Annotated in this window: 22 protein-coding genes and 1 tRNA gene; 15 read left to right on the forward strand and 8 right to left on the reverse strand. The window is 70.8% G+C overall.

The genetic code is table 11. The features are described 5' to 3' along the window. The first annotated feature begins 241 nt into the window (after positions 1 to 241). From QSJ40_RS01480 to QSJ40_RS01540, 13 genes are all read left to right on the forward strand, one after another. Entirely contained in the window at positions 242 to 1,318 is a 1,077-nt protein-coding gene (locus tag QSJ40_RS01480) for a glutathione S-transferase family protein (RefSeq protein WP_058870783.1), read from the forward strand. A gap of 152 nt (positions 1,319 to 1,470) precedes the next feature. Then, the gene (locus tag QSJ40_RS01485; protein ID WP_006213879.1) at positions 1,471 to 2,319 is read left to right on the forward strand and encodes an HpcH/HpaI aldolase/citrate lyase family protein; all 849 of its coding nucleotides are present in this window, start codon (positions 1,471 to 1,473) and stop codon (positions 2,317 to 2,319) included. 119 nt (positions 2,320 to 2,438) lie between these two features. Continuing rightward, positions 2,439 to 4,712, forward strand: coding sequence for a 4-alpha-glucanotransferase (gene malQ, locus QSJ40_RS01490; protein WP_321163956.1), 2,274 nt, complete (start codon positions 2,439 to 2,441; stop codon positions 4,710 to 4,712). Between the two features lie 419 nt (positions 4,713 to 5,131). Beyond that, positions 5,132 to 5,368, forward strand: a complete 237-nt coding sequence (rpmB, locus tag QSJ40_RS01495) for a 50S ribosomal protein L28 (RefSeq protein WP_006213877.1) — start codon at positions 5,132 to 5,134, stop codon at positions 5,366 to 5,368. Between the two features lies 1 nt (position 5,369). Beyond that, positions 5,370 to 5,537 carry a 50S ribosomal protein L33 gene (rpmG, locus tag QSJ40_RS01500; protein WP_006213876.1) on the forward strand — a complete coding sequence of 56 codons (168 nt, stop codon included), beginning with the start codon at positions 5,370 to 5,372 and terminating at the stop codon, positions 5,535 to 5,537. 1 nt (position 5,538) lies between these two features. Continuing rightward, complete coding sequence (rpsN, locus tag QSJ40_RS01505) at positions 5,539 to 5,844, forward strand: 30S ribosomal protein S14 (protein WP_053447915.1); 306 nt, start codon at positions 5,539 to 5,541, stop codon at positions 5,842 to 5,844. Between the two features lie 70 nt (positions 5,845 to 5,914). After that, complete coding sequence (locus QSJ40_RS01510; protein WP_006213874.1) at positions 5,915 to 6,199, forward strand: HU family DNA-binding protein; 285 nt, start codon at positions 5,915 to 5,917, stop codon at positions 6,197 to 6,199. A 250-nt stretch (positions 6,200 to 6,449) separates the two neighbouring features. Then, positions 6,450 to 7,109, forward strand: coding sequence for a hypothetical protein (locus QSJ40_RS01515; protein WP_285728396.1), 660 nt, complete (start codon positions 6,450 to 6,452; stop codon positions 7,107 to 7,109). Positions 7,110 to 7,350: 241 nt separating this feature from the next. After that, positions 7,351 to 7,998 (forward strand): copper resistance CopC family protein, encoded by a 648-nt coding sequence (locus tag QSJ40_RS01520; protein WP_285728397.1) that lies wholly within the window; start codon positions 7,351 to 7,353, stop codon positions 7,996 to 7,998. Further along, positions 7,995 to 8,675 (forward strand): copper chaperone PCu(A)C, encoded by a 681-nt coding sequence (locus tag QSJ40_RS01525; protein ID WP_285728398.1) that lies wholly within the window; start codon positions 7,995 to 7,997, stop codon positions 8,673 to 8,675. The genes QSJ40_RS01520 and QSJ40_RS01525 overlap by 4 nt, the downstream gene beginning before the upstream one ends. Beyond that, positions 8,672 to 10,075 (forward strand): Dyp-type peroxidase, encoded by a 1,404-nt coding sequence (locus tag QSJ40_RS01530; protein WP_285728399.1) that lies wholly within the window; start codon positions 8,672 to 8,674, stop codon positions 10,073 to 10,075. Before QSJ40_RS01525 ends, QSJ40_RS01530 begins: the two co-directional genes overlap by 4 nt. A 139-nt stretch (positions 10,076 to 10,214) precedes the next feature. Then, entirely contained in the window at positions 10,215 to 12,425 is a 2,211-nt protein-coding gene (locus QSJ40_RS01535; protein ID WP_271403456.1) for a bifunctional copper resistance protein CopD/cytochrome c oxidase assembly protein, read from the forward strand. Between the two features lie 100 nt (positions 12,426 to 12,525). Further along, a complete protein-coding gene (locus QSJ40_RS01540; protein ID WP_285728400.1) occupies positions 12,526 to 14,424 on the forward strand; it encodes an NHL domain-containing thioredoxin family protein in 1,899 nt (632 codons plus the stop codon). A gap of 86 nt (positions 14,425 to 14,510) precedes the next feature. Here the strand turns inward: QSJ40_RS01540 and QSJ40_RS01545 are convergent, their stop codons facing one another. Beyond that, a complete protein-coding gene (locus QSJ40_RS01545; RefSeq protein WP_285728401.1) occupies positions 14,511 to 15,494 on the reverse strand; it encodes a hypothetical protein in 984 nt (327 codons plus the stop codon). Positions 15,495 to 15,546: 52 nt separating this feature from the next. Between QSJ40_RS01545 and QSJ40_RS01550 the strand changes: the two genes are divergently transcribed. After that, positions 15,547 to 16,209: a hypothetical protein gene (locus QSJ40_RS01550; protein WP_285728402.1), complete on the forward strand. Its 663-nt coding sequence runs from the start codon at positions 15,547 to 15,549 to the stop codon at positions 16,207 to 16,209. Positions 16,210 to 16,335: 126 nt separating this feature from the next. Here the strand turns inward: QSJ40_RS01550 and QSJ40_RS01555 are convergent, their stop codons facing one another. From QSJ40_RS01555 to QSJ40_RS01585, 7 genes are all read right to left on the reverse strand, one after another. Further along, a complete protein-coding gene (locus tag QSJ40_RS01555; RefSeq protein ID WP_053447908.1) occupies positions 16,336 to 17,595 on the reverse strand; it encodes an ABC transporter ATP-binding protein in 1,260 nt (419 codons plus the stop codon). Positions 17,596 to 17,649: 54 nt separating this feature from the next. Further along, complete coding sequence (locus QSJ40_RS01560; protein WP_006213862.1) at positions 17,650 to 18,483, reverse strand: carbohydrate ABC transporter permease; 834 nt, start codon at positions 18,481 to 18,483, stop codon at positions 17,650 to 17,652. A 4-nt stretch (positions 18,484 to 18,487) separates the two neighbouring features. Then, positions 18,488 to 19,426, reverse strand: a complete 939-nt coding sequence (locus tag QSJ40_RS01565; protein ID WP_024289787.1) for a carbohydrate ABC transporter permease — start codon at positions 19,424 to 19,426, stop codon at positions 18,488 to 18,490. After that, complete coding sequence (locus tag QSJ40_RS01570) at positions 19,423 to 20,721, reverse strand: extracellular solute-binding protein (protein WP_285728403.1); 1,299 nt, start codon at positions 20,719 to 20,721, stop codon at positions 19,423 to 19,425. The genes QSJ40_RS01565 and QSJ40_RS01570 overlap by 4 nt, the downstream gene beginning before the upstream one ends. A 149-nt stretch (positions 20,722 to 20,870) precedes the next feature. Continuing rightward, positions 20,871 to 21,893, reverse strand: coding sequence for an AEC family transporter (locus QSJ40_RS01575; protein ID WP_285728404.1), 1,023 nt, complete (start codon positions 21,891 to 21,893; stop codon positions 20,871 to 20,873). Between the two features lies 1 nt (position 21,894). Continuing rightward, positions 21,895 to 22,344, reverse strand: coding sequence for an aspartate 1-decarboxylase (gene panD / locus QSJ40_RS01580; protein WP_006213858.1), 450 nt, complete (start codon positions 22,342 to 22,344; stop codon positions 21,895 to 21,897). Between the two features lie 185 nt (positions 22,345 to 22,529). Then, a tRNA-Gly gene (locus tag QSJ40_RS01585) sits at positions 22,530 to 22,600 on the reverse strand. Positions 22,601 to 22,678: 78 nt separating this feature from the next. Between QSJ40_RS01585 and dcd the strand changes: the two genes are divergently transcribed. Next, complete coding sequence (gene dcd, locus QSJ40_RS01590; protein ID WP_285728405.1) at positions 22,679 to 23,260, forward strand: dCTP deaminase; 582 nt, start codon at positions 22,679 to 22,681, stop codon at positions 23,258 to 23,260. Positions 23,261 to 23,308 lie beyond the last annotated feature (48 nt).

The raw sequence follows: 23,308 nt of genomic DNA on the forward strand, positions 1-23,308 counted from the left end.
CTGGCCCGCGCGCAGCGGGTCGGGTGACGGTGGGGGTGTCGGGGTGTTCCCGCCGCCCGTGGGGGGGGGCAGGACGTCTGGCGGGATCGTACGGTATGCGCGAGCGTCCTCGGTCGTGAGGCGGGTCATGGGCACTGGCCGGATCTCTTTTGGTGACGTATCATCTAAACCAGGAACGGGTCGCCGGCCCCGCCGCAGCGCGGGGCTCGGGGCCGCAAGCGCACCACGATGGAGGAGAGCCATGAGCGAGCTGACGACAGCAGGCACCGAGCACAGCACCAAGGGCGCCTACGTGCACCAGGGCGAGGAGTTCGACCGGGACGCCAACTACATCGAGGACCGGATCGTGGCGGACCCGTCGTCGGCGCGGCTGAACGAGGGGGCGCAGGCCTGGCCGGTCGAGGCGGGGCGCTACCGCCTGGTCGCCGCGCGCGCCTGCCCGTGGGCCAACCGCACGCTGATCGTGCGCCGCCTGCTCGGGCTCGAGGATGCCATCTCGGTCGGGCTCCCGGGGCCCACCCACGACGTCCGCTCGTGGCGCTTCGACCTCGACGAGGGCGGGAAGGACCCGGTGCTGGGCATCGAGCGGCTGCAGGAGGCCTACTTCGCCCGATTCCCCGACTACCCCCGCGGCATCACGGTGCCGGCGATCGTGGACATCGAGACCGGTGCGGTCGTGACCAACGACTTCCCGCAGATCACGGAGGACTTCGCCAAGCAGTGGACGGCTCATCATCGCGAGGGCGCCCCGGACCTGTGGCCGGCTGAGCTCGAGGACGAGATGCGGGCGGTCATGAAGCGGATCTACACCGAGGTCAACAACGGGGTGTACCGCGCGGGCTTCGCCGGCTCGCAGGAGGCCTACGAGAAGGCCTACGACCGGCTGTGGACCGCCATGGACTGGCTCGAGGAGCGGCTGGCGGACCGGCGCTACCTGATGGGCGATCACATCACGGAGGCGGACGTCCGCCTGTTCACGACCCTGGTGCGCTTCGATCCCGTCTACCACGGCCACTTCAAGGCCTCGCGCAACAAGCTGTCCGAGATGCCCAACCTGTGGGCCTACGCCCGCGATCTGTTCACGACCCCCGGATTCGGCGACACCGTCGACTTCCAGCAGATCAAGGAGCACTACTACATCGTCCACGAGGACCTGAACCCCACGCAGATCGTTCCGGTCGGGCCGTCGCTGGAGAACTGGCTCGAGCCCCACGGCCGCGAGGCGCTGGGCGGCAGCCCGTTCGGCGACGGGACCGCCCCCGGACCCGTGCGCCCCGACGAGCGCGTGGATCCGGCGCACACGCCCCTGGCGGTCTGAGCCCGGGCGCCGACCCCGCGGCGCGACCTGCGCTCAGCGGACCGGCCCGGCTGGGGCGACGGCGGTACGCTGGTGGGTCGAGACCCGCCCGGCTGCCGCGCAGGCCCCGCCCCCGCCGCCGGGCCGCCCCCACTCCCCTGAAGGATGATTCCGTGACCCCGTACCGCAATCAGCGAGCCGCCGCTCTGCCGGCCCGGCTCTCCCGCTCCGTGCTGCTGGTCGGAGCCGGCGATCCCTCGGCCTTCGTCCCGGCGCTGGCCTCGGAGGCCGACTCCGTCATCTTCGATATCGAGGACGGCCTGCCCGAGGGGCAGAAGGAGCAGGGGCGGGCCGATGTCGTCGAGGCGCTGAACCAGGGCGCGGGCGCGTGGGTGCGGATCAACGACATCCACTCCGAGCACTGGCAGGCGGACCTGGATGCGCTGTCCGGGGCGCGCAACCTCCGCGGGATCATGCTGGCCAAGACCGAGTCGTCCGATCACATCACGCGCACCGCCATGATGATGCCGGCCGGCACCCCGGTCATCGCGCTCATCGAGTCTGCGCTGGGCCTGGTGAACGCGAATGACATCGCCCGGGCCCCGGGCGTCTTCCGCCTGGCCTTCGGCGTGGGCGATTTCCGCCGCGACACCGGTGCCTCCGGCGACCCCATGGCCCTGGCCCATGCCCGCTCGACCCTGGTGGTGGCCTCCCGCGTGGGCGGTCTGCCCGGCCCGATCGACGGCCCGACCCCCGGCGCCTCCGGCGAGCAGCTCGACGAGGCCTGCCGCGTGACCCAGTCCATGGGCATGACCGGCAAGCTGACCCTGGATCCGGCTCAGACCGAGGCGATCAACTCCGGACTGGCGCCCTCGGAGCAGGAGATCGCCTGGGCCCGCGAGCTGCTCCACGAGCACGAGTCCGGCATGCCCGGGACCATGGACGGCAGCTACCTGCCGCGCCTGGCCCGCGCCCGCAAGGTCTCGGATCTCGCCGCGACCTACGGCCTCTGGAACCGCTGACCCGACTCCGACGAGCCCTCGCCGCGCGCGACGAGGGCTCGTCGGCGGTGTGAGGGTCGACTCGTCGGGACGATGGAGCCGACCGATACGATGGCGGCATGGATCAACCCCAGGAGCGCTTGAGCACTTCCACAGGACCCACCAGCACCGGCGGCAGTCCGTCCGGGCAGACGCTGCGGCGCCTGGCCGAGCAGCTGGGCGTGAGCACCAGCTACGAGGGCTTCGACGGCCAGGAGGCGCAGGTCCCGGACGCCACGCTGAGCTCGGTGCTCACGGCCCTGGATCTCGATGTCTCCTCCGAGCGGGCCGCGCTGGACTCCCTGCAGGAGCACCTGGACGCCCCCTGGCGCAGGCTCCTGCCGCCGGTGGTGATCGCCGTCGAAGGCCGCGACGACTCCTTCCCCGTGCACGTCCCCTCCGGCAGCGAGCCCACCGTGGAGCTCTTCGCGGGAGAGCGGACCCGGCCCCTCGAGGCCGTGCCCGGAAGCCTGAGCACCCGGGAGATCGACGGGTGCCCGGTCGATCGCATCCTCTACCGCATCCCCTCCGATCTGGCCCCGGAGTGGTACGAGCTGCGCGCCAGCGCCCCGGAGATCGATCACGGGGTGCCCACCGAGGTCGAGCTGGCGGTGACGCCCGCCCGCCTGTCCACCACCGATCGGCTGCAGGACAAGCGCCGCTGGGGCTGGGCCGTGCAGCTCTACTCCGTGGCCTCGAACCGGACCTGGGGCGTGGGCGATCTCAACGACCTCGCGGGCTTGGCCGCGATCGGCGGCGAGCAGGGCGCGGACTACATCCTGATCAACCCCCTGCACGCCTCCGAGCCGGTGCCCCCGCTGGAGGCCTCGCCCTACCTGCCGGTGACCCGGAGGTTCTTCAACCCGCTGTATCTGCGCATCGCGGGCATCCCCGAGATCGTCTACCTCCGTCCCGGCGACGCCGAGGTCGTCCAGACGCTGGATGCCATCCAGCGGCGCAGGATCCTCGAGGTCGACGACGTCGAGCGGGACTCCGTCTACGCCGCCAAGCTGAAGGCGCTGGAGCTGCTCTACACCGTCCGCCGCTCAGCACAGCGCCAGCAGCAGCTGCGCCGCTTCGCCGCCGAGGGCGGGCAGCAGCTGCAGGACTTCGCGCTGTGGTGCGCGATCCGAGAGGAGATCGGAAAGGACTCGCCGCTGTGGGAGGACGAGGCCGCCGGTCCGGACTCGCCGTACGCCGTCGAGGCCCGCACGCGCCTGCAGGGCCGCGTCCACTTCCACATCTGGCTGCAGTGGCTGCTCGACGAGCAGCTTGCCAGCGCCCAGCACGCTGCGGACTCGGCGGGCATGGCGATCGGCGTGATGCATGACCTGGCCGTGGGAGTGTCCAAGGACGGGGCCGATGCCTGGTCGCTGAACCGGTCTCTGGCTCGGGGAGTCTCCGTGGGCGCTCCCGCCGACATGTACAACCAGCAGGGACAGGACTGGAGCCAGCCGCCGTGGCATCCGTTCCGTCTGGCGGAGGCCGGCTACCGCCCGTGGCGGGAGATGCTGCGCGGGATCTTCCGCCACGCGGGCGGCATCCGGATCGACCACATCATGGGTCTGTTCCGGCTGTGGTGGATCCCGGAGGGCAACAGGGCCTCCGAGGGCGCCTATGTCTACTACGACCACGAGGCCATGCTCGGCATCCTGGCGCTCGAGGCCCAGCGCGCGGGCGTCGTCGTGGTCGGCGAGGACCTCGGCACGGTGGAGCCCTGGGTGCGCGAGGAGCTGGCGGCCCGCGGCGTGCTCGGCACCTCGGTGCTGTGGTTCGAGACCGAGGGCGACGGCCCCAAGGACCCCCGCGACTACCGCGTGGAGACCATGGCCTCGGTGGGCACGCACGACTTCCCGCCGACCGCCGGCTACCTCCAGGGCGTCCAGGTGGACCTGCGCGATGAGCTCGGACTGCTCGAGCGGCCCGTCGAGCAGGAGCGAGCCGAGGCTCAGCAGACGCTGCAGCGCTGGCTCGACGCCGTCCGGGCCGAGGGCCTGCTGCCCGAGGAGGCGAGTGAGCAGCAGACCGTCGAGGCACTGCACGCCTACCTGGGACTGGCGCCGTCGCTGCTGCACTGTGTCCAGCTCGTCGACGCCGTGGGCGAGCGCCGCGTGCAGAACCAGCCCGGCACGACCGATGAGCAGCACCCCAACTGGCGCATCCCGCTGGCCGATGACGAGGGCCGACGCGTGCTGCTCGAGGAGATCCAGGGCTCGGAGCGCGTGCGCTCGCTGTCCGCGGTCATGAATCGGGCCCTCGGGCGCGGGATGCGCAGGCAGAACCGCGAGGGCGCGCCCTCGCAGCCGCGGACCATGGACCCGGACGCCCCCACCGCGCCGTGGACCACCGGCTCCGTGAGCCCCGTCGAAGGCTGAGCCGCGCGGCAGGGTGTGGGTGATCCCACCCCCTGCCGGTTGGTCTTCCGCGCCGTGTCGACTAGACTCGCCTCTCGTCCCATCCCTGTCTCGGGCCCGATCAAGGCTCCGGACGGCACCCGGGGAGGGGCGGCATCCTCCTTCACCGGGGGATGCGGAAAGTTGCGGGCAACCCGGCGTCAACCTACTATCTAAGGCTGTCGTGTGGTGGAGTCCACCTTCCGGCACCAAGATCTTCACCGTCGTCATGGCGGACCCCTGACGGTTACCCACCGTGCCGGGCCCGAGTGCGGGCCCTGGGTTCATGAACGGTGGCTGTACTCAGGTGACGGGACGCCCTGGCCGCTGCCGCAGTTGCATCCGTGCATCAGCGCGCACCACAGCGTGCCGTCATTCGTCGACATTTGGAGGAGAGCACAATGGCAGCGTATTGCCAGGTGACCGGAGCTCAGCCGGGCTTCGGGCACACCATCTCGCACTCGCACCGCCGCACCAAGCGCCGGTTCGACCCGAACATCCAGAAGAAGCGCTACTGGGTCCCGTCCCTGCGCCGCAACATCACGCTGAACCTCAGCGCCAAGGGCATCCGCGTCATCGACGCCCGCGGCATCGATGCTGTCGTCGCCGAGATGCAGGCACGAGGGGAGAAGTTCTGATATGGCCAAGGATAAGGACGTCCGTCCCATCATCAAGATGAAGTCCACCGCCGGCACCGGGTACACCTACGTGACCCGCAAGAACCGTCGGAACAACCCGGATCGCATCGTGCTGAAGAAGTACGACCCGGTCGCCCGCAAGCACGTCGATTTCCGCGAGGAGCGCTGAGATGGCCAAGAAGTCCAAGATCGCCAAGAACGAGCAGCGCAAGGTCATCGTCGCCCGCTACGCCGACAAGCGCGCGGAGCTCAAGAAGACCCTGATCGACGAGAACGCCTCGGACGAGGCTCGCGAGGCAGCTCGTCTGGGCCTGCAGAAGCTTCCCCGCGACGCTTCGCCGGTCCGCGTGCGCAACCGCGACCAGATCGACGGCCGCCCGCGCGGCACCTTCCAGAAGTTCGGGATCTCCCGTGTGCGCTTCCGGGACATGGCTCACAAGGGCGAGTTGCCGGGCATCACCAAGTCGAGCTGGTAATTTCCCGTTCGGCGGGCATCTCCCGATGAGATGCCACTGAGTAGACCCCAATCTTCAGGAGGACTGCAGTATGGCTAAGAACCGCAGCGAGATCGTCGCCGAGATCGCCGAGAAGGCCGACACCACCCAGGCGCAGGTGAACGGCGTCCTGGACGCCCTCTTCGAGGTCCTCGAGACCTCCGTCGCTCAGGGCGAGAAGGTCACCATCCCGGGCTGGTTCTCCGTCGAGCGCACCGTCCGCAAGGCGCGCACCGGACGCAACCCGCAGACCGGCGAGTCCATCGAGATCCCCGAGGGCCACTCGGTGAAGCTCTCGGCCGGCTCCAAGCTGAAGGCTGCGGCCTCCTCCAAGTGATGCCGCGCGGCTGAGCAGCAGGACTGCTGCCCGGCCCGAGCGCCTCAGGGCGGCTCCCCCTCGGGGGAGCCGCCCTGAGGCGTTTTCGGACCAGGCGGTGCTCCGCGTCATGGCCCGGCAACCGGCCCCCGCGGATTCGCGGGGCGGACGCGGCGCGCGGCATACTGTGGGGCATCTGCCCGGGCGGTCGAGGCCCCGCCGCCCGGAAGTCCGCATCGCCGCCCGGAGGCCCGAAGGAGGGACGCTCGCCGTGATCACCGCGCGCTCCCTCCGACTGCTGCGCGGCTGGACCGCGGCCGCGGTGGCCACGGGTGCAGCCGCCCTGGCCCACACCGCCGCCGGAGGCCCGTGGCCGTCGCCGCTGCTCGTGGCCCTGTGCCTCGCGCTGTCGGCGCCGGTGTGCATGCTCCTGGCCGGACTGCGGCTGCCCGGGCTGGGGCTGACGCTGTCCGTCGCCGTGTCGCAGCTGCTGTTCCACGGACTGTTCTCCGTGTCCGGGAGCATGTCCGCAGCCGTCGATCACACCTCGCACGCCGGGCACCTGGGTGCCGCCTCCGACGGCCCGGAGCTGGTCCTGAGCGCCACCGGAGCCATGGTCCACGACCACGCGGCGCTCGAGGCGCTCGGAGTCAGCTCCTCGAGCGCCGCATGGCTCATGCCCGTCCTGCACGCTGCGGCCGGGATCGTGACCGTGCTGGTGCTGCGCCACGGCGAGAAGCTCGCCCTGCGGGCCGCGGCCACGCTGCTGATCCGTGCTCGAGCACTGATCTCGCGGATCGGGGACCCGCTCGTCATCGCCGCATCCGCATGGCGCTGCGCACCGATGGGCTCGGCCGTGCCGCGTCTCGCCCAGGTGATCCTGGCCGCACTGCGCTACCGGGGTCCGCCCGTGCGGATGCTCGCCATCTGATCCTCCGCGCTCCACGTCGAGCCGCGCGCTCCGGAGTGCGCCTGAGACCGCACCGGCGCGTCGGCCCGTGGACGTCGCGGCCCCTCACGGGTCCAGCGGCTTCTGCCTGCGGACGATGGCGAGATGCGCAGCTCCACGCCGAGCGGGCCAGCACCGGCACCGGATCGGCTCCATCACAGCATCATCGCCGCCCCTCCATTCCCTGAAGGGCATGTCCGAGGCGCGGCGGAGGAGGAACTCCATGTCCATCAGCAAGCACACCATGAGCGCGGGGGCCGGATTGGCCGCTGCCGCGCTGATCGCCATGCCGGCACCGGCGCTGGCGCACGACAGCCTCACCGGCTCGAGCCCCGAGAGCGGGGCCTCGAGCGCTGAGGCTCCCCAGGGGATCGATCTGACGTTCTCAGCGGCCCCGCAGGACATCGGCCTCGATATCCGCGTCAGCGGGCCCGACGGCTCGGACGTGACGGACGGCGAGCCCGAGATCCAGGGCACGACGGTCACCCAGCCCCTGTCGGATCAGGCGGACGAGCCGGGCGAGTACTCCGTCGTGTGGCGGGTGGTCTCCTCCGACGGGCACCCGATCGAGGGCGCCTACGACTACACGGTCGAGGGCGGGGAGGCCAGCGCCTCGCAGGAGCCCGCAGGCGGGGAGCCGGCCGCGGGGTCGTCGTCCGCCGGGGCCTCCGGCGCGGCGCAGGCCCCGGAGCCGGCCTCTTCGGACGCGGACGACGCCCCGACCGAGGGGCAGGACGACGACCAGCCTTCGTCCGACACCGGGGACGAGTCGTCCTCCGGCACAGCCCTGTGGCTGCTGATCGGCGGCGGCGTCGTCGTGCTGGGTGCCGTCGCTGCGGCCGTCGTGATGATGCGGAGGATGGGGCGATGAGCGCGCAGGCAGCCGCGCGGCGGCGCCTTCTGCCCGCTGCGTCCGCCGTGGGCGGCCTGCTCCTGCTGTCCGGCTGCGCCGTGGGACAGGACGCCCTGGACGGCGACTCGGCCTCCAGCAGCGCCTCGAGCAGCGCCGAGGCGCAGGGCGGCGATCAGCTGAGCGTCGAGCAGCCCTGGATCAAGGCGGCCGATAGCGGGATGACCGCCGCCTTCGGGCAGCTGCGCAACGACGGCGACACCGCCGTCACCCTGACCGGAGCCTCTGCCGACGGCATCGCGGGCGAGGTCGAGCTGCACGAGACCGTCGCGGATCCGGAGACCGGGGCCACCAAGATGCAGGCGCTGGAGGACCCGATCGTGATCGAGCCGGGGGAGACCGTGACCCTCGAACCGGGTGGGCAGCACATCATGCTCATGGATCTGCAGTGCGCCCCCATGGCCGGCACCGAGGTGAGCGTGCAGCTGCAGTTCGAGGGCGGTCAGGAGCAGAGCCTCCGGCTGCCCGTGCGCGACTACGCCGGTGCCAAGGAGGAGTACGCACCGGGCGAGGAGCCCACCGCCGGTGAGAGCCCGGAACATGCCGACGAGAGCATGGAGGGCATGGATCACGGTGACATGGCGGGGATGGAGGACTCCTCCTCGGAGGCGCTGCCCATGTGCGAGGAGGCTGCGTGACACAGCGCCGTCCCGATCCTGCTGCGCGCTCCCGCGGCGCGCAGCAGGGCCCGGTCGAGGCCCAGGGCGGCTCAGCGCAGCCGCCCTGGGCTGCGGCCGGGGCGCCTCAGGGCGAGTCCCGTCCCGCGCGGGGCCTGTCCCGGCGCGGGCTGTTCGGCGCAGGCGGCGCCGTGGGAGCTGCCGCTGCGGCTGGCCTGGGCGCTGTCGGTCTGGGCGCCTCCAGGCTGTCCGAGCCGACGCGCTCGGGAGGCTCGAACGCTCAGGCGGAAGAGGCTCAGCCCGCGTTCATCGGCGACATCGCCGAGGACTTCCACGGCGAGCGCCAGGCCGGCATCGACACCCCCGCGCAGGGCTTCGCGGCCTTCCTGGGCATCGATCTGACCGAGGGCACCACGCGCGAGGACCTGCGCCGCATGCTCGTCGTGCTCACCCAGGACGCCGCCGAGCTGACCGAGGGCCAGGCCCCGATCGGCGACCAGGAGCCCGAGCTGGCGCTGAACCCGTCGAGGCTCACGGTGACCTTCGGCTTCGGGTCGGGGCTGATGCGGATCCTGGCCCCGGCGGCCGCCCCGTCGTGGCTGGCCCCGCTGCCGGAGTTCTCGATCGATCAGCTGCAGCCGCGCTGGAGCGACGGCGACCTGCTGCTGCAGCTGTGCTGCGAGGACCCGCTGACCCTGGCGCACGCTCAGCGCGTGCTGCTCAAGGACGTCCGAAGCTTCGGGCAGGTGCGCTGGGTGCAGGACGGGTTCCGCACCGCCGCCGGAGCCGAACCCGCGGGCACCACGCCGCGCAACCTGTTCGGGCAGGTCGACGGCACCGTCGACACCGCCGCAGGCACGCCCGAGCACGAGAGGATCGTGTGGGGCCAGGGCGAGGACGCGTTCGAGCCCTGGATCCAGAACGGCACCTCCCTGGTGCTGCGCCGGATCCACATGAACCTGGACACCTGGGACGAGGTCGACCGCATCGGGCGCGAGGACGCCGTGGGACGCACCTTGGACACCGGGGCGCCCCTGACCGGTGAGCACGAGCACGACGAGCCCGACTTCGAGGCCACGACCCCCGTGGGGTTCCCCGTGATCTCGGACTACTCGCACATGCGCCGGGCGCGGCACCCCGATGAGCGGGTGCGCATCCACCGACGGGTCTACAACTACGACATGCCCGTCAGCGGGGCCTCCGGGTTCTCCCGACCCGACGAGACGGAGGGCGGGGTCAGCGACTCCGGTCTGCTGTTCGCGTCGTATCAGTCGGATCCGGCCCAGCAGTTCCTCCCGATCCAGCAGCGCCTGGACGAGCTCGACATGCTCAACACCTGGACGGTGCCGACCGGGTCCTCGGTGTTCGCGATCCCGCCGGCCTGCGAGCCGGGCGGATTCGTGGGGGAGCAGCTGTGGTGAGACCCTCGGGACAGCGCTGTCCGGCGGAGGCCCCGAACGCGGGCCCCGGTCGGCCGGCAGCAGATGGATGGAGGTGCGCCGCGACGGCGCGCCCAGCAGCACAGGCCGCGGCGCAGACGGCGCCGGCCGGGAGGACAGCATGAGCAGCACGGCGAACTCGACCGGGACCGCGCAGCAGCGGCGGTCGGGGCGAGGCCCCGCCCTCGGAGGCGGATCCTCGCCCTCCACCGGGCCCGGGGTCGTCCACGGCCTCTCGCCCTGGTGGATCGCAGGGGTGATCGTGGTGGTGCTGCTGTCGCTTCTGGGCGCCCTGGCCTTCTCGGGCGCCTCCGCCCCGCAGGAGGTCGCCGATCCGGGAGCCGCAGTGCGCTGGGGTCTGCCGATCGCCGAGGCGCTGCGGGACACGGGCATGATCGTCGCGCTCGGGTCCGTGCTGCTGGCCGTGTCGGTGCTCCCGCACCGGCAGCGCTCGGGGCGGGGCCGCTCGCCTCGGGCCCGCGCGGGGGAGCAGGAGCCCGAGTCCCCGCTGTTCGCGCGCACCGTCGCTCTGGCCGGGGCGTCGTCGATCGTGTGGACCGTGGCCTCGGTCGCGGTGCTGATCCTGACCTATGCCGATGTCTCCGGGGTGCAGCTGTCCGCCAGCTCGGACTACACGCGCCAGCTCGTGAGCTTCGCGACCGAGATCCCCACGGGGCAGGCGATCGCCGTGGGCACGATCGTCGCCGCCGTGACCACGACCCTGCTCTTCGGCCTGCGCTCCCGGCTGGGACTGGCCGCGGCCATGGCGGTCGGCTGCCTCGCGATCGTGACCATGGCCCTCAACGGCCACAGCGCCGGCGGCGACGATCACATGGGCGCGGTCAACTCCCTGGGTCTGCACCTGCTCGGCGTCTGCCTGTGGGCCGGCGGCCTCGCCGCTCTGGCGTGGATCTCGCCGCAGCTGGCCGCGGACACCACCACTACGGCACTGCCGATCGGCACGCGCGGGCGCCGCGGCGCCGAGTCCGGGCAGGCCGCCCGAGGCCGAAGCGTCCCCACCATCGCCGTGGTCCTGCATCGCTTCTCGACCCTGGCGCTGTGCTGCTATGTCCTCGTGCTGGCCTCCGGGATCATCAACGCCGGGGTGCGCATCGGCACCTGGGAGCAGCTCACTAGCGACTACGGGGTCCTGGCACTGCTCAAGCTCCTGCTGACCCTGCTGCTGGGCGTGGCCGGTCTCATGCACCGCCGCGCAGTGATCCCCGCGCTCGAGGAGGGGAAGGTCTCGGGGCGCCGAGCCGTGTGGCAGGTCATCCTGGGCGAGCTCGTGCTCATGGGCGCGCTGATCGGCGTCGCTGTAGCACTCGGCAACTCGGCGCCGCCGGTGCCCGAGGAGCTCTCCGACAACGCCTCCCCGGCGCGCATCCTCACGTTCTACGAGCTGCCGCCGGCGCCGACGCCCGAGGGCCTGGTCACCATGTGGCGCTTCGACTGGCTGTGGGTCGCGGTCATCGCCGTGCTGGGCCTGTCCTACGCCTGGGCCCTGTGGAAGCTCGCGCGCACCGGCGGGCGCTGGTCGCCCCTGCGCGCAGTGTCCTGGTTCGCGGGCCTGGCCCTGCTGATGTACGCGACGTCCGGCGGTCTGGCCATCTACGCGCGGGTGCTGTTCTCCGCGCACATGGTCGAGCACATGTCGCTGACCATGATCATCCCGGTGTTCCTGGTCCTGGGCTCGCCCGTCACCCTGCTCCTGCGGGCCCTGGAGCCGCGCCAGGACGGCACTCGCGGACCGCGCGAGTGGATCCTGCGCCTGGTCCACTCCACCTGGGGCAAGGTCGTCACGCATCCGATCTTCGCCTCGGTGAACTTCGCGGCCTCGATCGTGATCTTCTACTTCACGGACCTGCTGTCGGTCACGCTGCGCTACCACGTGGGCCACGAGTTCATGATGGCCCACTTCCTGTTCACCGGGTACATGTTCGCCCTGGTGCTCGTGGGCCAGGACCCCATCCCGTACCGGCCGCCGCACTTCATGCGACTGGTCCTGCTGATCGCCACGATGGTCTACCACGCGTTCGTGGGCGTCACCATCATGGGCATGGACACGCTGCTGGAGGCCTCCTGGTTCGGCAACATGGGCCGCCCCTGGGGAGCCTCGGCGATCGAGGACCAGCAGACGGGCGGAGCCCTGATGTGGGGCATCGGCGAGCTGCCCACGGCCATCCTGGCCGTCGTCGTGGCCATTCAGTGGGCCATGGACGGCAAGCGCGAGAACCGCCGGGTGGATCGCGAGGCGGATCGCACCGGCGATGCCGAGCTCGAGGCCTACAACGAGATGATGCAGTCGCTGGCCGAGCGCGAGCGCCGCTGAGCCGGACGGAATACCCCGGCGCCCGCCGGGGGTTGTCACGACGGGGCAGGACCGAGCGATCGGGCCCCGCACGAGACGAGCACGAGGAAGAGGACCCCAGATGAGCGCGCAGTCCCGCGTCCGAGCATCCGCCCTGACAGGCCGCAGCTGGCTGAACACCGGCGGCGAGCAGCTCGACTGGCAGAAGCTGCGCGGCAAGATCGTCATCCTGGACTTCTGGTCGTTCTGCTGCATCAACTGCCTGCACGTGCTGGATGAGCTGCGTCCGCTGGAGGAGCGCTTCTCCGACGTCCTGGTGACGGTCGGCGTGCACTCGCCCAAGTTCGAGCACGAGGCCGATCCCGAGGCCCTGGCCTCGGCGGTGGACCGCTACGAGATCCACCACCCGGTGCTCGATGACCCCGAGCTCGGCACCTGGGACGCGTACACCGCGCGCGCCTGGCCGACCCTGGTGGTCGTGGATCCCGAGGGCTACATCGTGGCCCACCTCTCGGGGGAGGGCCACGTCCAGGGGATCGTCTCGCTCGTCGAGCAGCTCGTGGAGCAGCACGAGGCGGCCGGCACGCTGCACCGCGGCGACGGTCCCTACGTCCCCCCGGAGATCACCGACGGCGACCTCCGCTTCCCGGAGAAGGCCGTGGCCCTCGAGGACGGCTCCGTGCTGGTGGCCGACACCGGCCACCACCGCCTGGTCCGCATGGCCGCCGACCTGCAGACCGTGCGCTCCGTGATCGGCGACGGCACCCGCGGCCACGCCGACGGCGGCCCCGAAGAGGCGCACTTCAACGAGCCGCGCGGGCTCGCGCTGCTGCCGCAGGGCGTCCGCGAGCAGGTGGGCTATGACGTGATCGTGGCCGACACCGTGAACCACCGCCTGCGCGGCGTGCGCCTGTCCGACGGCGAGGTCACGACCCTGGCGGGCAGCGGCGTGCAGCGCCTGCTGGATTCGGAGCGGGCCAAGGGCGTGGACGCCGATCACATCGATCCTGAAGCCGACCCGCGGGACGTCGCGCTGTCCTCGCCGTGGGACACCGTGTGGTCCACGGCCGCCGACACCCTGGTGGTGGCCATGTCCGGCACGCATCAGATCTTCACCTTCGATCCGCGCACCGGCGAGCTGGCCGTGGCGGCGGGCACCGGCGACGAGGGCCTGGTCGACGGGGATCCCTCGCAGTCCTGGTTCGCGCAGACGTCGGGGCTGGTCGAGGCCCCGGACGGCACGATCTGGGCGGCGGATTCCGAGTCCTCGGCGCTGCGCTCCATCGCGGTGGCGGACGGCGCCCTCTCGGGCGTGGCCACGGCCGCGGGGCTCGGCCTCTACGACTTCGGCTTCCGCGACGGCGACTCGACCCAGGCGCGCCTGCAGCACCCGCTCGGCGTCGCGGTGCTGCCCGACGGCTCGATCGCCGTGGCCGACACCTACAACGGCGCCATCCGGCGCTGGGATCCCGTCGAGGGACAGCTCTCCACGCTCGAGCGCGACTTCGACGAGCCGTCGGACCTGCTGGTCGACCCCTCGGGGGAGACCCCCGAGCTGATCGTGGTGGAGACCAACCGGCACCGCCTGGTGCGCCTGCCCGTTCCGGAGAAGCTGCTGCAGGTCGACGAGGGCGCCTCCGTCTCCCAGCGCAGCCGCACCCCGATCGCCGGCGGCACCATGACGATCGACGTCCGCTTCGCCGCCCCCAGCGGCCAGAAGCTCGACGACCGCTGGGGAGATCCCACGCAGCTGAAGCTGTCGGTCTCCCCGGCCGAGGCGCTGGTCGACGGCGGCGGCGCCGCCCAGGGCCTCAAGCGCGAGATCACGCTCGCCGATGGCGTCACCGAGGGCGTCCTGCACATCACCGCCCGCGCGGCCGCCTGCGACGGCGAGCCCGGCGGCGAGATCCCGGACCACGCCGCCTGCCACCTGTACCAGCAGGACTGGGGGATCCCGTTCACGGTCGCCGAGGGCGCCGAGGACTCCCTGGTGCTGGATCTGCGCGGTCTGAACGCCTGACCCCTCCCACCCGGCCTCCCGCGCCTGTGTGCCTGGATGCCGCATGCGCGGCGCGGAAGCGCATGCGGGCAGCAGGTGCGAGGGGCTCAGCGGCGGGTGACCTTCACGCTGTCGTCGCTGACGGCCAGATCGGCCTGGTAGGTGAAGGGCACCGACTCGGTGACCTCCTCGGTGGTGCCGTCGAACAGGTCCACGGAGGTGAACGAGACCTCGGCCATGCCCTTCGCCGAGCCCAGGGCCCAGTCCTTGCCGCCGTCCACGCCGATCGTCACCGGCGGCTCGGGCTGCTTGGTGATGCTCCAGGTGACGTCGCCGTCCACTCGGCCGTCGAAGTCGTAGGAGAACGGGCAGTCGGTCGGGTACAGGCTGGACTGCTCGGTGCAGGTGCTCAGGTCAGCGGCGATCTGCTCGGAGATCTCGGTCTCCAGAGCCTCCGACGGGGTGGCCTCCAGCGCGATGGTCTCGGTCTGGGCCTCGTCCGTCAGGACGACCGAGGCAGGATCGGTGTCGACCCAGCGCGAGGCGTAGGAGGCCGAGTAGACACCGGGCGGGAAGGCTGCGAAGCGCTGCTCGGACTCCGGCAGCGCCGCCGAGGCTCCGTTGAGATCGGCGCTGGTGGCCCCGGGCATGGACACGGTGACCGAGGGGAGCTCGGATTCCTCGAAGCCCCACACCGTGAAGAAGCCCCACTGGGTGTCCACGGGCACCAGGCGGTACTCGGAGGCATGCGGCTGACCGTCCAGGGTGAAGTCGGCGCGCACCACGGCCTCCTCCGAGTCCTGGGAGACGGTCGAGATCTCGAGGTCCTCGAGCGCCTCGGTGGCCGCGGCCAGCGGCTCGCCGTCGAGCAGGACGGCATCGTCGTCGGGATCGACCTGCGCATTGAGCAGGCCCAGGGCGCGGGCGCCGTCGCCGTCCTGGAGGCTCTCGAAGTAGGCACGGACGTCCGTCTCCGGGCCGTACATGTACTTGTTGACCAGCGAGATCGTGATCCACGCGGCAGCCATGGCGAGCACGAGAAGGACCAGCCACATGCCGATCGCCCTGCGCACCGCCGTGTTCTGATCCATCCTCCTTACGCTAGTCGACGACACCGCCCGCGCTTCGAAGGAGCCGCACTCCATGGCCGAGTCCATCCGCCAGATCCCCGCGAAGTACGGCACCGCCGAGCGGGTTCTGCACCCTCGCATCGGCTCGATGGGCCGGCGTCTGCTGGCCTGCCTGCCCGCGGTCGTGCTCGGGCTCCTGTGCCTTGCCGTGCTGGGGGTGCGGCGGCCGGCGCCCATGGGGATCATCGTGCTGGTCATCGTCATCATCGGCTGCGCCGTCAGCGCGTGGCGCTGGCTGCGGCCCGTGACCGTGGCGATCACGCCCACCCATGTGCTCGGCTCGCGCACGATCGGCTTCCACACGATGGAGCGGTCGAAGATCGAGCGGCTGGTGGTCGTGGACTCCCTGCGCCGCCCGGCGCGCACCGGCTCCGACGGGACCAAGCGCCGCCGCGGCGTCGCTCGGCCCTACCTGTGGGCGGCCGACGACGCGGGGCGGCGCCTGTTCCGCATGGATGGGACGATCTGGGACCGGAAGTCCATCGACCGCCTCGTGGAGCACCTGGGGGTGAAGACGGAGCGCTTCGCCCAGGCCAGCCCAGCGCACATGGCGAAGACCTGGCCGCGGCTCGTGGGCCCCTTGATGCGCTTCCCGTGGCTGCGTCCCCTGCTCACGGGTCTGGCGGCGATCGCCGCGGTCCTGCTGCTGGTGTGGATGGCCTGGAACCAGGGCTGAGCCGCCGGCCCCGCCGGATCGCCATGCGGGAGTCAGGCGGACGGCCACCCTGCGACCCGGCACGACGACAGCGGCCGGTCCTCCCGTGAGGGGAGGCCCGGCCGCTGTCGTCAGGCAGGAGGCGGGTCAGGCCTGATGGTCGCGCATCCGCGCGATGTCGGCCTTGCGCTCCTCGTTGGCCTCGCGGGTCAGCTCGGCGCCGGCCTCCTCGTCGCGGGTGAGGTTCTCGCCGGTCTGCGGGTCGAACACGTGCATCTTGGAGGTGTTCAGCCACAGCTTGGCCTGCGAGCCGCCGCGCACGCGAGAGCTGGCGGGCAGCTCGACGACCACCTGGGCGGGCATCTCATCGGCGTCCAGGTCGCGGGCGAGCTCGTCGAGCTTGTCCTTGACGTCCCGGTCCTGCTCGAACTGCACGTAGCCGTACTGCTGGTTGCCCAGCCACTCCGTGTGCGAGAGCTCGGCGTCGAACGTGGCGCCCTTGGCCGACCACGGGGTGTCGGCGACGTCGCGGGCATCCGCGAAGTGCTCCGGGCGCACGCCCAGCACGAGCAGCTCGCCGGCCGAGTCCAGACGGCCCTGGGCATGGGCCGGGACCGGGATCTCGCCCAGCGGCGTCACGAAGACGTCGCCGTTGCGATGGGCCGGCAGGAAGTTCATCGACGGGGCGCCGATGAACCCGGCCACGAACAGGTTGACGGGCTGCTCGTAGAGCTCGCGCGGAGAGGCGATCTGCTGCAGCTCGCCCTTCTTCAGCACGGCCACGCGATCGCCCAGGGTCATGGCCTCGGTCTGATCGTGGGTCACGTACAGCGAGGTGATGCCCAGACGGCGCTGCAGCTGCGCGATCTCGGTGCGCATCTGCCCGCGCAGCTTGGCGTCCAGGTTGGACAGCGGCTCGTCGAACAGGAAGGCGTCGGCCTCGCGCACGATCGCGCGGCCCATGGCCACGCGCTGGCGCTGACCGCCGGACAGGTTGCCGGGCTTGCGCTCCAGGTGATCGTCGAGATCCAGCAGGCGCGAGGCCTCGCGGACCTTGGCGTCGATCTGGTCCTCGGAGAGCTTGTCCGAGCCCTTGGCCAGGCGCAGCGGGAACGCGATGTTCTCGTACACGGTCAGGAACGGGTACAGGGCGTAGTTCTGGAAGACCATCGAGAGGTTGCGCTCTCGTGGCTGCTTCTCGTTGACGCGGGTCCCGTCGATCCGCAGCTCGCCGTCGGTGATGTCCTCCAGACCCACGACCATGCGCAGGAGGGTGGACTTTCCGCAGCCGGACGGGCCGACGAGGATCAGGAACTCGCCGTCGGCGACGTCGATGCTGACGCCCTTGATGGCGGGGAAGCCGTCGTCGTACTTCTTGATGAGATTGTCGATGGTGATGGATGCCATGGTGCTGTGCGCCTCTCGTGGGGAGGAAGTGTGGTTTCGGGTCCGTACCGGGCGTCAGCCCTTGACGGCGCCCTGGGTGAGGCCGGAGACGATCTGGCGCTGGAACAGCAGCACCAGCAGGACCACCGGGATGGTGACCACGATCGCGGCGGCGGAGATGGCGCCGGCGGGGTCCTCGAACTGCGAGGCGCCGGTGAAGAAGCCCAGTGCGGCCGGCACGGGGCGGGCCGCCGAGGTCGAGGTCAGGCCGATGCCGAACACGAAGTCGTTCCAGGCGATGAAGAACGCGATGATCGCGGTCGTGAAGATGCCCGGGGTCACCATGGGCACGATCACCTTGCGGAAGGACTGCAGGGTGGTGGCGCCGTCGACCTGGGCCGCGGAGTCCAGATCCCACGGGATCTGCTGGAAGTAGGCCGCCAGCGTCCAGATGGAGATCGGCAGGGTCAGCGACAGGTACGGCAGGATCAGGCCCAGCCAGGTGTCGTAGAGCCCGATCTGGCGCCACATGTTGAACAGCGGGGTCACGATCGACACGACGGGGAACATGGAGACCATGAGCGAGGTCGTGAGGATCAGGGACTTGCCGCGGAAGTCCAGGCGGGCGATGGCGTAGGCGCACAGGGTCGCCAGCACCACGGCGATCGCCGTGGCGATCAGCGTGATGCCGATCGAGTTGCGCAGCGCCGGGACGAAGAGGTCCTGGGCCGAGCCCACGAAGATCATCTCGTAGTTCTCCCACGTGAACTGGGTGGGGATGAACCCGCCCGAGGTCAGGTCCGAGGCGGACTTGAAGGAGTTCATGAGGATCGAGAGCACCGGGAAGAGGCACCACACGAGGACGAGGACGGTGATGACCGCCCAGCCGAGCTTCTGCTTGCTGGTCATGGGATCAGCCCTTCCTTCCGGTGAGATCCACCTTGAAGCCCTTGATGGCCACGACGGCGATCAGCAGGACGCAGATGAACAGGATCACGGAGATCGCCGAGCCGAGGCCGATCTCCAGACGGGTGATCGAGGTGCGGTAGGCCAGCAGCGACAGCGACTCGGTCCCGTACTGGCCGTTGGTCATGATGTAGATGTTGTCGAAGATGCGGAAGGCATCCAGGGCGCGGAAGACGACCGCGACCATGATGGCGGCCTTCATGGAGGGGATGGTCACCTTGACCATGCGCTCCCACCAGCCGGCGCCGTCGACCTTGGCGGCCTCGCCGAGCTCGTTCGGCACCTGCGCCAGGCCCGAGAGCAGCAGCAGGGAGATGAACGGTGTGGTCTTCCAGATCTCGGAGGCCATGATCACCAGCAGCGCGGACCAGCCCTGGCCGAACCAGTTGAAGTCCGGGCCGATGACCGGCAGCCAGGCGAACCACGAGTTCACGTAGCCGGTGTTGATGTCGAAGGCGTAGAACCAGGCGAAGGCCGACACGACCGTGATGATGCCGTAGGGCACCAGGATCACGGTGCGCAGCAGGCCGCGCAGCTGCTTGATCGCCGAGTGCATGACCAGCGCCAGCGCGAAGCCGAGCACGAGCTCCACGGCGACGGTCACGACCGTGATGAGCAACGTGACCCACAGGTCCTTCCAGAACACACCGTCCGTGAGGACCGTCCAGTAGTTCTGGAGGCCGATGAACTCGCGGTCATCCGGGGCCGTGAGGCGGTAGGAGAACAGCGAGTCGAACAGCGCCTGGATGATGGGGTACATGGTCACCAGCAGCATGACCGCGAAGGCCGGTCCGGCCAGCAGCCAGCCGAGGCGGCGCTCGGACTTCAGCCGGTCGGAGACCGGGGCGGAGGCGGGCCGTCGGCGGCCCTGAGTCGAGGTGCTCACAGCAGCGACTCTCCCTTCAGGACGGAGTCGATGAACTCCTGCGAGTTCGCCGGGGTGTTCTCGTTGACCTCATGGATCGGGGTCCACTCCTGCTGGATGCCGGAGGAGATCTCGTTGTAGTACGGGGTCTGCGGGCGCGGGGCGGCGCTGTCCAGGGACTCGCGGATGGCCTCGTACATGGGGTAGGCCTCCTGCACGGCCTTGTCCTCGTAGGCAGAGGAGGCGGCGGCGGGGTTGCCGTCGGAGACCATGTACTTCGCCTGGTTGGCCGGGTCCGAGATGCACTCGATGGCCTCCCATGCCAGGTCCTGGTTCTCGGAGCTGGCGCCCACGCCCAGGTTGATGCCGCCCAGCGGGGGAGCCGACGGGGTGTCCGCGTCCACGCGGGGCCAGGTGGTCCAGGCGATGTCGTCCATCACGGACTGCTCGACCGAGCCCTCCGCGACAGCGCCCTGGGTGGCGGAGTAGACGAACGGCCAGTTGACCATGAACGAGCCCTTCTCGCCGCGGAACTGCTCCATGGCGGCGTTCTCGTCCTGGGTGTCGATGCCCGGACCGCCCAGTCCCTCCTCGCCGATCGTCCCGACGATGCCTGCGGCCTTGCCCCCGGCCTCGGAATCGAGCGCGAGCTCCAGGGTGTCGACCGAGGCGGGGTCGCCCTCCACGATCGAGCCGCCGGCGGACTCCACGAGGCTGTTGACCCACACGGTCATGGACTCGCCCTGCACGCCCTGCACTCCCAGGTACTTGTCCTGGTCCTTCGCGGCCGTGATGATCTGCTCCCACGTCACGGGCTGGGTCATGTCCAGCCCGGCGGCCTCGGCCACGGACTTGCGGTACCACAGCAGCTGCGTGTTGGCCCAGAACGGGATGGAGACGTACTCGCCGTCCCACTGCGCACCGGCCTGGGCGCCCTCGAGGGTGTCCTGCGTAGCTGTCTCCACGAGCTCCTGCGGCGGTGCGGCCAGGAAGCCCGGCTCGGCCAGCTCGGGGATGAAGGGCGGGTCCAGGGACATGATGTCCATGGACCTGTCGCCGGCCGCCAGGCGGCGGGCCAGCTGCTCGCGCTGCGTGGCGGCATCGCGCGGCAGCAGCGAGGTGGTGATGGTGTACTTCCCGCCCGAGTCCGCGGAGCACTGCTCGGCGATCGTGGCCTGCCCCCCGTTGTCCGGGTTGATGTACCACGTCAGCTCGGTGGGACCGCCATCATCCGATGCGCAGCCCGCCAGCATCAGTGCTCCGATCGAGGCGAGCGCTGCGGTGCGCAGCCGTCGCCGATGGTGCTCTGCTCTCACGAGGTTCCTCCGTGTGCTCGATTCGTGCGAGGCGCACCGTGGACACGGCAGGCACCTCCACGGCCCAGAATACTCCCAGATGTGAATTGGCACACAATCATCTGGGCGAGTCCCCGGAAGTCGCGCAACGGCAGGTGAACGGGGGCGGCTCAGGCGAGCAGCAGGGCCACGACGGCCATGGTCCCCATGGCGGCCACGGAGGTCACGAGCACGACGTCGCGGGTCACGGCCTCAGCGCTGCGATAGCGCACGGCCGCCACATAGACGTTCTGCGCCGTCGGCAGCGCCGCCATCAGGACCACGCCGTAGAGCATGGCGGGGTCCAAGCCCAGGGCGAGGCCGAACAGCCAGGCCAGGACGGGCTGGGCGATCAGCTTCAGCGCGGAGAGCAGCGCGACCTCCTGGCGGTGGGCGCGAGTGCCCTGCAGCGGGCGGTGGGAGACCAGCGACATCCCGAACGCCGCGAGCATGCACGGGATGGCCGCCCCGGAGATCAGCTCGATCGGCTGGTGGGCCACGGTCGGCAGCTGCCAGCCGGTGGCCGAGAAGACCACGCCGAGCAGCGAGCCCAGGATCATGGGATTCGTGGCCACGGAGCGCAGCAGCGACAGCGGGTTCGGGCGGCGCCCGAGCACTGCGATGTCCATGAGGGCCAGGTAGATGGGCGTGTAGATCGCCAGCTGGAACAGGATCACGGGCACGACGGCCGAGGCATCGCCGAGCACGAAGGTCGTCAGCGGGATGCCCAGGTTGGCGGAGTTGACCATCGAGGCGGACTGTCCGGACATGATCACGGAGCCCAGCCGTGCGCGTCCGCCCTGGGCGCCGCGGCGCTCGACGGAGCTGCCGTCGTCGTCGGCCGAGGGGAGGCTCTGCGCGGCCCGATCCCGCTGATCCCGCCGCCGCAGGGCGCGCCGTGCGAAGGCGAAGCCCCACCACAACGAGGCGGTGGCCCAGGCGGAGACCAGGGCCACGAGCAGCGGGGCGGAGAAGATCTGGGAGGCGTCCGCCCCGGAGACCGTCAGGAACAGCAGGCAGGGGGAGGCCACCCAGAAGGAGAAGGCGCTCAGGGAGCGCTGGTCGGCATCGCCCAGGATCCCCGCGCGGGAGACGACGGCCCCCACCAGGATGATGATCCAGATGACCGCGAATCCCGCGAGGACCCCGGCCATCTCAGCCGCGCCCGCCCAGCTCGGCGCGCGCGTCCGGGGAGCTCACGGCGTGATCGGGGGTCTTCACGTCCCCGACGACGGCCTCGGCGGGGTCCTGCCCCAGGTGCACGATGCGGTTGCCGGCATCCACATGGACGACGTGCGGCTCGTACGTGCGGGCCTCCTGGTCGTCCATCTGGGCGTAGGCCATCAGGATCACGAGGTCGCCCACGGACACGAGGTGGGCGGCGGCGCCGTTGATGCCGATCACGCCCGAGCCGCGCTCGCCGGGGATCGTGTAGGTCTCCAGGCGCGCCCCGTTGGTGATGTCGACGATGTGGACCAGCTGGCCCGGGAGGATGTCGGCGGCCTCGAGCAGGTCCAGGTCGACGGTCACGGAGCCCACGTAGTGCAGGTCCGCGTGGGTCACGGTCGCGCGGTGGATCTTGCCGGTGAACATGGTGCGCAGCATGGCTGCCTTTCACGAGACGAGAGCAGGGGTGCGGGGAAGCTCGGATGCCGCTGACGGCATATGCGCGTGGCGTTCGGGGCTGCGGCCGCACGGAGCGCCCCTGTCCGCAGCCGGAAGGGCCGTCCGATGAGAAGCGCCCGCAGACCGGAGGGTCTGCGGGCGCGGTCGGCGCAGGCCGACGAGAGAGCGGCTGACGGGAATCGAACCCGCGTATCAGGCTTGGGAAGCGTGCGCTCTACCATTGAGCTACAGCCGCGCGACGAACGCCGACTCTAGCGCAGTCCACGACATGGCGCCAATGCGTCGGGCTCCCGCGTGGACTACCGTGGCAGCCGTGCTGCTCTCCGATCGCGACATCCGCGCCGAGCTCGAGGCCCAGCGGGTCCGGCTCGAGCCCTGCGACCTCGACCTCATCCAGCCCTCGAGCATCGACGTCCGCCTGGACCGATGGTTCCGGCTCTTCGACAACCACAAGCACGCCGTGATCGACCCGTCGATCGAGCAGCCGGGGCTGACCCGGCTCGTGGAGGTGGATCCGGAGGAGTCCTTCGTGCTGCATCCCGGCGAGTTCGTGCTGGGCTCCACCTACGAGTGCGTGAGCCTGCCAGACGACATCGCCGCCCGGCTCGAGGGCAAGTCCTCGCTGGGGCGCCTGGGGCTGCTGACGCATTCGACCGCGGGCTTCATCGACCCGGGCTTCTCGGGGCACGTGACCCTCGAGCTGTCCAACATGGCCACGCTGCCGATCAAGCTGTGGCCGGGCTCGAAGGTCGGGCAGCTGTGCTTCTTCCGACTGTCGTCGTCCGCCGAGGAGCCCTACGGCACGGGGGATCACCAGAACCGCTACCAGGGCCAGCGCGGACCCACGGCCTCGCGCTCGCACCTGAGCTTCCACCGCACGCAGCTGCCGCGCTGAAGAGCACTCGGGCGGCGCGGGCTGCTGTGCGCAGCCGCATGCTGCAGG

The sequence above is a fragment of the Kocuria sp. NBRC 114282 genome (assembly GCF_030268385.1).
Classification (GTDB): domain Bacteria; phylum Actinomycetota; class Actinomycetes; order Actinomycetales; family Micrococcaceae; genus Kocuria; species Kocuria palustris.

Excerpts from the sequence above, each read along its gene's own strand:
- QSJ40_RS01480 (WP_058870783.1), top strand. The coding sequence starts at position 242 with ATGAGCGAGCTGACGACAGCAGGCACCGAGCACAGCACCAAGGGCGCC.
- rpmB (WP_006213877.1), top strand. The coding sequence starts at position 5,132 with ATGGCAGCGTATTGCCAGGTGACCGGAGCTCAGCCGGGCTTCGGGCAC.
- rpmG (WP_006213876.1), top strand. The coding sequence starts at position 5,370 with ATGGCCAAGGATAAGGACGTCCGTCCCATCATCAAGATGAAGTCCACC.
- rpsN (WP_053447915.1), top strand. The coding sequence starts at position 5,539 with ATGGCCAAGAAGTCCAAGATCGCCAAGAACGAGCAGCGCAAGGTCATC.
- QSJ40_RS01510 (WP_006213874.1), top strand. The coding sequence starts at position 5,915 with ATGGCTAAGAACCGCAGCGAGATCGTCGCCGAGATCGCCGAGAAGGCC.
- QSJ40_RS01520 (WP_285728397.1), top strand. The coding sequence starts at position 7,351 with ATGTCCATCAGCAAGCACACCATGAGCGCGGGGGCCGGATTGGCCGCT.
- QSJ40_RS01525 (WP_285728398.1), top strand. The coding sequence starts at position 7,995 with ATGAGCGCGCAGGCAGCCGCGCGGCGGCGCCTTCTGCCCGCTGCGTCC.
- QSJ40_RS01535 (WP_271403456.1), top strand. The coding sequence starts at position 10,215 with ATGAGCAGCACGGCGAACTCGACCGGGACCGCGCAGCAGCGGCGGTCG.
- QSJ40_RS01540 (WP_285728400.1), top strand. The coding sequence starts at position 12,526 with ATGAGCGCGCAGTCCCGCGTCCGAGCATCCGCCCTGACAGGCCGCAGC.
- QSJ40_RS01545 (WP_285728401.1), bottom strand. The coding sequence starts at position 15,494 with ATGGATCAGAACACGGCGGTGCGCAGGGCGATCGGCATGTGGCTGGTC.
- QSJ40_RS01550 (WP_285728402.1), top strand. The coding sequence starts at position 15,547 with ATGGCCGAGTCCATCCGCCAGATCCCCGCGAAGTACGGCACCGCCGAG.
- QSJ40_RS01555 (WP_053447908.1), bottom strand. The coding sequence starts at position 17,595 with ATGGCATCCATCACCATCGACAATCTCATCAAGAAGTACGACGACGGC.
- QSJ40_RS01560 (WP_006213862.1), bottom strand. The coding sequence starts at position 18,483 with ATGACCAGCAAGCAGAAGCTCGGCTGGGCGGTCATCACCGTCCTCGTC.
- QSJ40_RS01575 (WP_285728404.1), bottom strand. The coding sequence starts at position 21,893 with ATGGCCGGGGTCCTCGCGGGATTCGCGGTCATCTGGATCATCATCCTG.
- panD (WP_006213858.1), bottom strand. The coding sequence starts at position 22,344 with ATGCTGCGCACCATGTTCACCGGCAAGATCCACCGCGCGACCGTGACC.